Annotated in this window: 9 protein-coding genes; 6 read left to right on the top strand and 3 right to left on the bottom strand. The window is 64.5% G+C overall.

The genetic code is table 11. The annotated features are described in order from the left end of the window. The first annotated feature begins 182 nt into the window (after positions 1 to 182). Positions 183 to 623 carry a DUF1489 family protein gene (locus tag H8B02_RS43055; RefSeq protein WP_229171816.1) on the top strand — a complete coding sequence of 147 codons (441 nt, stop codon included), beginning with the start codon at positions 183 to 185 and terminating at the stop codon, positions 621 to 623. 25 nt (positions 624 to 648) lie between these two features. Here H8B02_RS43055 and H8B02_RS43050 read toward each other — a convergent pair whose 3' ends face one another. Beyond that, positions 649 to 1,395, bottom strand: coding sequence for a hypothetical protein (locus H8B02_RS43050; RefSeq protein WP_229171814.1), 747 nt, complete (start codon positions 1,393 to 1,395; stop codon positions 649 to 651). Positions 1,396 to 1,637: 242 nt separating this feature from the next. Further along, positions 1,638 to 2,489, bottom strand: a complete 852-nt coding sequence (gene panC, locus H8B02_RS43045; protein ID WP_229171812.1) for a pantoate--beta-alanine ligase — start codon at positions 2,487 to 2,489, stop codon at positions 1,638 to 1,640. 288 nt (positions 2,490 to 2,777) lie between these two features. Here panC and H8B02_RS43040 point away from each other — a divergent pair, with 288 nt between their 5' ends. After that, a complete protein-coding gene (locus H8B02_RS43040; RefSeq protein ID WP_229171810.1) occupies positions 2,778 to 3,701 on the top strand; it encodes a division plane positioning ATPase MipZ in 924 nt (307 codons plus the stop codon). Positions 3,702 to 3,839: 138 nt separating this feature from the next. Next, positions 3,840 to 4,961 (top strand): serine hydrolase domain-containing protein, encoded by a 1,122-nt coding sequence (locus tag H8B02_RS43035; RefSeq protein ID WP_229171809.1) that lies wholly within the window; start codon positions 3,840 to 3,842, stop codon positions 4,959 to 4,961. On the opposite strand, the gene H8B02_RS43030 is transcribed toward H8B02_RS43035, so the two are convergent. Further along, a complete protein-coding gene (locus H8B02_RS43030; RefSeq protein ID WP_229171807.1) occupies positions 4,958 to 5,161 on the bottom strand; it encodes a hypothetical protein in 204 nt (67 codons plus the stop codon). The genes H8B02_RS43035 and H8B02_RS43030 overlap by 4 nt on opposite strands. Before the next feature lie 29 nt (positions 5,162 to 5,190). Between H8B02_RS43030 and H8B02_RS43025 the strand changes: the two genes are divergently transcribed. From H8B02_RS43025 to H8B02_RS43015, 3 genes are all read left to right on the top strand, one after another. Continuing rightward, positions 5,191 to 5,418: an MmyB family transcriptional regulator gene (locus H8B02_RS43025; RefSeq protein ID WP_376711780.1), complete on the top strand. Its 228-nt coding sequence runs from the start codon at positions 5,191 to 5,193 to the stop codon at positions 5,416 to 5,418. A 342-nt stretch (positions 5,419 to 5,760) separates the two neighbouring features. Then, positions 5,761 to 6,702: an alpha/beta hydrolase family protein gene (locus H8B02_RS43020; protein ID WP_229171806.1), complete on the top strand. Its 942-nt coding sequence runs from the start codon at positions 5,761 to 5,763 to the stop codon at positions 6,700 to 6,702. Positions 6,703 to 6,799: 97 nt separating this feature from the next. Beyond that, the coding region (locus H8B02_RS43015) for a vWA domain-containing protein (protein ID WP_229171804.1) at positions 6,800 to 7,453 on the top strand (654 nt) is incomplete at its 3' end.

Genomic DNA, 7,453 nt, shown 5'->3' with positions numbered 1-7,453 from the left:
GCGCCAGCGCCGACCCCGCCACCTGCCGCGGCGAGTGCGCCGGCGGCTGCGAACCAGGAATGAGCGTGACGACGGCGGCTTGAGCCGCCGTCTTCGCACCGTTCCGGGTAGTAAATCCCGATATCCACTGCCGCTGATATCGCTCCCTTTCCAAAGCGCGCGCCGGCCGCTACATCCGGCGCATGCCGCTTCATCTCATCAAGCTTGCCGTAGGTTGCGACTCGGTCAAGGAACTCAAGGGCTGGGTCGCCGAACGGATGGCGACCGCGAAGAAAAAAGGCCTGCCGCTCCGTCACGTCCACATCACGCGGATGACGCCGAAGCGCGACGAGGAGATCCTCGCCGGCGGTTCGCTGTATTGGGTGATCCGTGGCGAGATCGCCGCGCGCGAGAAGATCATCGCGATCGAGCCGTTCCGCGACAAGGACGGCATCGGACGCTGCCGGCTGGTGATGCAGCCCAAGGTGATCGCCGTCTCGCCGCGGCCTATGCGGCCGTTCCAGGGCTGGCGCTACCTGACCGCGGACTCCGCGCCCGCAGATCTCACCAAGTCGAGCGCAGCCAGCGTGGCGTCGATGCCGGAACCCATGCGCCGCGAGTTGCGCGACCTCGGATTGCTGTGAGCTATCGGAAGAAGGCTGGCGCGGATCACTGCGTCACGAGATGCAGCCGGCCCCACTCGGACGGCGGGATCTCGACATAGCGGCCGCCGCCGGCATTGCTGACGGCGACGTCGAGCAGTTCGTGATCGATCCCCATCTCGCCGAGATAGCGCCGGAACTGGTCGGTGAAGATCGAGGTCAGGCTTTCGCGGTGCTCGGCCGAGACATTGGGCGCGAGCCGGTTGTGGATCGCCATGCCGCTCAGCACCACGCGGCTGCCCGCCGGCAGACTGCGATGCACACCGCCGGACAGCACCAGCACGCAGGCAAGATCGCAGGCAATGCTGGACGGCTTCTCCTTGGCGTCCAGCGGGCCGCCGGGCCGCTTGAGCGCAAAGCATTCCTCCTCGGGCTTCCCGTTGCAGGCCTCGACTTCGGTCGCCGCGACCGCAGTATCCACCCCGCGGTCGCGCAGGATCCGGCCGAGGCTGGAGGCGACATTGAGGTTGGAATCGCCCTTGATGTTGATCACCACCGGAAGTTTTCGTCCGCCCTGCCGGTCGAGGATCGCCAGCAGGCGCTTGTAGGTGTCCCATTGCACCGAGCCCTCGGCGGCGATCCAGTCCGAGCAGCCCGGGCCGCAGGCATCGGGCGCACCATGCGCGACGTAGAAGATCATCGCGCCGGGGGTGGAAACGACCCCGCCGACCGGCGGCCGGGTCTGCGCCTGCGCCGCGCTGGCGGCCAGCAGCGCGATGCCGAGAACAATGCCTTGCCTGAAATGACTGACCATTCCGATCGCCTCTGAAAGGGGCGATCATCCATGCGTCACGGGCGCGGCGCAAGCACGACCCGGCCGCACAGATGAGGCCGGGCCCTCATTACAGGCTCGCATTGCGCGTGAACCGCTTCACACTTGTCCGGATCCGGCTTGAGAGCGTTTTCGAGCGAAGTGGTTGCCGGTTCGCGTAAAGAAAACGCGTCAAAACAAGAATCTAGAGCCCCGTTCCGATTCCATCGGAACGGAAAGGGCCCTTAGACCGCGATGTTATCGATCAGGCGCGTGCTGCCGATCCTTGCCGCCACCAGCATGCGCATCGGGCCGTCCTTCAGCGAGCCGATCGGCGCCAGCGAGGCGGCGTGGCGGACCTCGAGATAATCCAGCGCGAAGCCGGCCTTGGTGATCTCAGCAGCGCCGGCGGCCATTGCGGTCGCGGCGTCCTCGCCGGCGCGCAGGCGGCCCGCCGCTTCCTTCATCACCCGGTTGAGCTCGGGGGCGGCGCGGCGTTCCTCCGCCGAGAGGTAGACGTTGCGCGAGGACATCGCGAGGCCGTCGCGGTCGCGCACCGTCTTCGACCCGATCACCTTGACGCCGAGATCGAGGTCGGCGGCCATCTGGGTCACGACCCGAAGCTGCTGAAAGTCCTTCTCGCCGAAGATCGCAACATCGGGCCGGACTTGGGTGAACAGCTTGCCGACCACGGTGGCGACGCCGCCGAAGAAATGCGGCCGGAAGCGATCCTCCAAACCGGCGGTGGCCGGTCCCTCCGGCACGATCCTTGTGGCGAAGCCGTCGGGGTACATCGCCTTCACCTCGGGGTGCCAGATCAGGTCGACGCCTTCGGCGGCGAGCTTGGCGACGTCTTCCTTCCAGGTGCGCGGATACGAACCGAAATCTTCGGTCGGTGCAAACTGGGTCGGATTGACGAAGATCGAGACGACGACCCGCTTGGCGCGGCGCTTGGCGAGCCGCACCAGCGACACATGGCCGTCATGGAGCGCTCCCATGGTCGGGACCAGCGCGACGGTCGCCTTCTTGGCGCGCAGGGTGTCGACGGCGCGACGAAGGGCGGGGACGGTACGGACGACGGTGGGATTTCTCGGCATCTGGTCTCGACTCGTGGGGCAAGCTGGGTGGGGGAATCCAGGTGGAACGTTTGGCGTTCGGTAGGTAGCGGAGCTTACCAAGTCCGAACCGTTATCGGCAAACCGCCGCGCAAGCATTACCCGATCTCGTACGCACATGGATCGCAGGCCGCGTGCCGCCGATCGACGCAGCCGGCTTGCGCGTTCGATTCATCATTAAGGGTGGCTGCAATTGATTTCCTTGCGCAGTGATGCATTTCACTTGACCGCAGCCGTGCGCGATTTGAAGATCATTGCGGGGATTGAATCATGTTGGTGCAGGCTAGTCAGGGTCAATCCGGCTCCGCACATGTCGTGGTGCTGGGGAACGAGAAGGGCGGTTCGGGCAAGTCGACCACCGCGCTGCATATCGCCGTTGCGCTCCTGAAGGCCGGACAGCGCGTTGCCAGCATCGATCTCGACTGCCGCCAGCAGAGTTTCACCCGCTACATCAGCAATCGCCAGGCCTGGGCGCGTCGCTCCGGGCTCGATCTCGAACTCCCCGCGCATTATTGCATCAAGTACGGCGAGACGATGCAGATCGAGGAGAACGAGAACGCCGAATTCCAGCAGTTCATGGCCGCGGTGAGTGCGGTGGAACGTGCCTATGATTTCATCGTCATCGATACCCCGGGCTCGGACAGCTACCTGATGCGGCTCGCGCATTCGATGGCCGACACGCTGGTGACGCCGATCAACGACAGCTTCCTCGATTTCGACGTGCTGGGCACCGTCGATCCCGCGACCTATGCGGTGATCGGCGAGAGCCATTACGCGGAGATGGTGCGCGACACCAGACGCAAGCGCCGCCAGCTCGACGGCGCCTCGACCGATTGGATCGTGGTGCGCAACCGGCTATCGATGCTCGGCTCGCGCAACAAGCAGCTGGTCGCCGACGGCTTGAAGCAGCTGTCGCTGCGGCTCGGGTTCCGTTCGGTCGACGGCTTTGCCGAGCGGGTGGTCTACCGCGAATTCTTCCCGCGCGGGCTGACGGCGCTCGACGACATCGACGAGGCGACGCTCGGCACCCGCCCGAGCCTCGGGCACGTCACCGCCCGCGAGGAGGTGATGGGCCTGTTGCGCCAGCTCAAGCTGCCGCTGGACGAGCGCGGCCGCCGCCGCGCCGCCAACCGGGCCGAATGGTTCAGCCAGGTCGACAAGCCGCTGGAACTCGACGACATCATCGGCAGCTAGGCCACGCAAGGCCGGCAATCCCGGTGGCGGCCCGGCATCGGGCAGATTCTCCCAACGATTGGTGTGCCGGTCGCAAGGCGATGAACGGGGGATCGAATGGAACGGCGCGAGTTTATGTCCCTTCTCGGGGGAGCTGCGTTGGCACCGCTCGCCCCCTTGCCGGCCTACGCCGAGCCGTCGGACGCCTGTGGTGTTCCAGTCGCGCGGAACGATGGTAGGTCCGTCGCCTCCATCAATGAGGACAAGCTCGCCGACCGCGCTGCGCTGTGCAGGATGGCCGACCGGCTCGCGACGGGCGCCAATGTGCACGCGGTGCTGGTCGTCCGTAGCGGCAAGCTGGTGTTCGAGCGGTACTTCAGCGGTTCCGACGAGGTCCCCAGCCGCCTTTACGGCAGCCGGGTCGAAGACGTCGCGTTTAATGCCGATACGCTGCACAACATCAAGTCGGCTTCAAAGAGCGTCGCGTCACTCGCCGTCGGAATCGCGATCGATCGCGGGCTGATACGCAGCATCAACGAACCGATCTTCAGCTTCTTCCCGGAATTGTCAGACCTGCGGTCCCCCGAAAAGGACGGCATCCAGCTCGTGCACGCCCTCACCATGTCGATGGGGTTGGCGTGGGTGGAGGCGACCCCGGCGACGGGAGACGACAACGACGAGGTGCGTATGCATCGGGCAGCGGATCCGTGCCGTTACGTCCTCGGTCTTTCGGCAACGGCCCCGCCGGGACAGGCGTTCTTCTACAACACCGGCGCGCTTGCGCTGGTGTCGGCCATCGTCCGCAAGGCGACCGGACATCCGCTCGACGAATTTGCGCGCACCGCGTTGTTCGAGCCCCTGGGCATTACCAGCTTCGAATGGAGCCGGGTCAAAGGGGGTAGCGATGCCGGTGGCGGGTTGCGCCTGCGACCGCGCGACATGGCAAAGATCGGTCAGCTTGTCCTCGCAGGCGGCCGCTGGGACGGTCGCCAGATCGTCCCGAAGGCATGGATCGAGACCTCGACGGAATCGAAACTCAAGGCCACCGAGCATCAATCCTATGGATACCTCTGGTGGCTCGGCCAGACTCGGCTCACCGGGCGCATGTTCAACTGGGTTGGCGCGCTCGGACGAGGCGGGCAGTCGATCCGCATCGTCCCCGAGCTCGATCTCGTTGTCGTGGTGACCGCGGGATATTATCAGGACTACAGCCCGCAAGCATTTCAGTTGCAGTACGGCGTCTTCAGGGACATCCTGCAAGCGATCTCGCCTCCGGCCTAGTTCGGCTTCAGCACCGTCATCTTGAACGGCCCGCCATTGGCGGCGGCATGCGCAACGGCATCGTTGACGTGGTCGAGATCGAAGGTCGTGACCTCGAATTGATCGAGCCTCAGCAGTCCGGCGCGGGCGAGATTGACGAGGCCGAACGTCGCCTCCGGCGGATACATCCAGACACCGTGAATGCTGATGCATTCGCGCATGATCCAGGGGTAGCCCCGGTCCGCCCTGCATCCCGACGCCGCCCCGTCAGCACGACGCGGTCGACCTGCTGGCGAGGCTCCGCCAGGGCTGTCCGGAGTTCGACGCCTGGTGGGGAACCCATGACGTCAGCAGCAGCGTCGCCGGGCGGAAGGTGCTCAGCCACCCCAAGCTCGGCAGGCTCAATTTTGAGTACGCCGGCTTCCTGGCCAACGACGATCCCGGCCTGAAGCTGATCATCTACACCGAAATCGGTTGAAATCCGTGTTTTTCCGGTGAATTCGGCCACACCACGGCCAAAAAGCCGGAACAAAGCAGCCGAAATCCAGTTTCTCCTCAACGTCGATCCAAGGGCGATCCGAGAGCGATCCAAGGCTCGAACGCAACCTTGGGAACTCACGTCGAAGAGGAGAGGAGAGCACGAGCCGTCGCGGTGAGGCGTGTGCATCTGCACAAACTATAGGTGCAGCGCACAACGTTATGCCACCGAAGCCACAATATTTGGACTTCCTGTCACGGCGCTGTGACATATATTCTCAAAAGGAGGCCGAAGAGCCTCCGGCCAAAATCGCCCTGTAAAGGCGGGCACCTCGAGGACGTCATGAAGCGTGGAATTCTCGTTCTGCTTTCGCTCTCCGTAGTGATCACGGGTGCGTATTTCACCGCGAGCAAGTGGGCGATCCGCCACGAAACTCTCATGTTCAAGGATCCGACCCGCGATGAGCGGCCGGTCGCGGTCGACGTTGCCGTGCGCTTCGACAAGGAGATGCAGGCCGACGCCGGCATGATCAAGCTCCCGGTTGCGATCCTCAATCATGGCAATACCGTCAAATTTACCGAATATTCCTTCCTCGCGAATGTGTTCGCGGCGCGCGGCTATCTGACCGTCAGCATTCAGAACGACCTGCCGTCGGATGGACCGATGGTGACCAAGGTCGGCGAGCTCTATGTCGGGCGCCTGCCGCAGTATCAGCGCGGCATCACCAACATCAAATTCGCGATCGAGGAGATGAAGAAGCGTCAGCCGAACGCGGACTACAGCAAGCTGACGATGGTCGGCCATTCCAATGGCGGCGACATTGCGATGTATTTCGCCAAGCAGTATCCGGACGAGATCAAGAAGGTCGTCACGCTGGACAATCTGCGCGTGCCGTTCATGACCGACGGCAAGTTCAAGATCCTTTCATTCCGGTCGCACGATCAGCACTTCAAGCCCGATCCGGGCGTGGTGCCGGACGAGGAGGAGTGTGAGAAGGCCGGTATCACTGTTGTGAACACCAACTTCCAGCACAACGACATGCGCGACACCGGACCCGAGAAGGCCAAGGACTCGATCCAGGCGATGCTCGATAAATTCCTGGCCGACACCGACAGCGATGTTGCGGCGGTCGATACCAGGAATGCACCGCTGAAGATTCTGGAGCCGGGTCCCGTCTCGCTCTACGTGCCGGTCGAGAAGCCGCAGACGTTTGGCGAGAAGGTCAAGAAATCGCTCTCGTTCACCAAGACCGAGACCAAGAAGGATCCGTCGGTCACGAACTGACAAGGCCCCCCGGGATCCGATCCGGGCAGCGGGCGCGTCACGTTGACCAATCCGATGCCGCGACCCACATAGTGTTTGCTGTACGAGGCAAGCGCTGATGGCTGGCAAGACGATCAAACCGACATCCGGAAGCGACGTGCGCCCGGCCGATGCGCCTGGCGTGCCGGCGTCGAGCGCCAATGACATCGCAGCGTTCGTGGCGAAGGCGCGCGCGATGTCGCCGCATCGCGCCGGCGCACGCGGCAGGCTGGTGTTCGCGCTCGACGCCACGATGAGCCGGCAGCCGACATGGGACATGGCCTGCACGCTGCAAGCGGACATGTTCCGCGAGGCCGGCTCGCTCGGCAGCCTCGATATCCGCCTCGTCTACTATCGCGGCTTCAACGAGTGCCGCGCGTCGGGCTGGATCTCCGACAGCGCGCAGCTCGCGCGGCTGATGAGCAAGATCGACTGCCAGGGCGGCAATACCCAGATCGGCAAGGTGCTGTCGGAGACGCGCCGCGAGGCGGTTGCGGCAGGCGTGCGTGCGCTCGTGTTCGTGGGCGACGCGATGGAGGAGAACGCCGACGCGCTGTGCGCAAGCGCCGGTGAGCTCGGCCTGCTCAAGGTGCCGGTCTTCATGTTCCAGGAGGGCGCGGACGCAACTGCCGAGCAGACGTTCCGCGAGATCGCGCGGCTGACCGGCGGCGCATGGTGCAGGTTCGATCCCGGCGCGGCGGCACAGCTCCGCGAGCTGCTGCGCGCCGCCGCG

The organism is Bradyrhizobium altum, from assembly GCF_020889705.1.
GTDB lineage: Bacteria > Pseudomonadota > Alphaproteobacteria > Rhizobiales > Xanthobacteraceae > Bradyrhizobium > Bradyrhizobium altum.
This window is presented reverse-complemented; position numbering and strand designations above follow the sequence as displayed.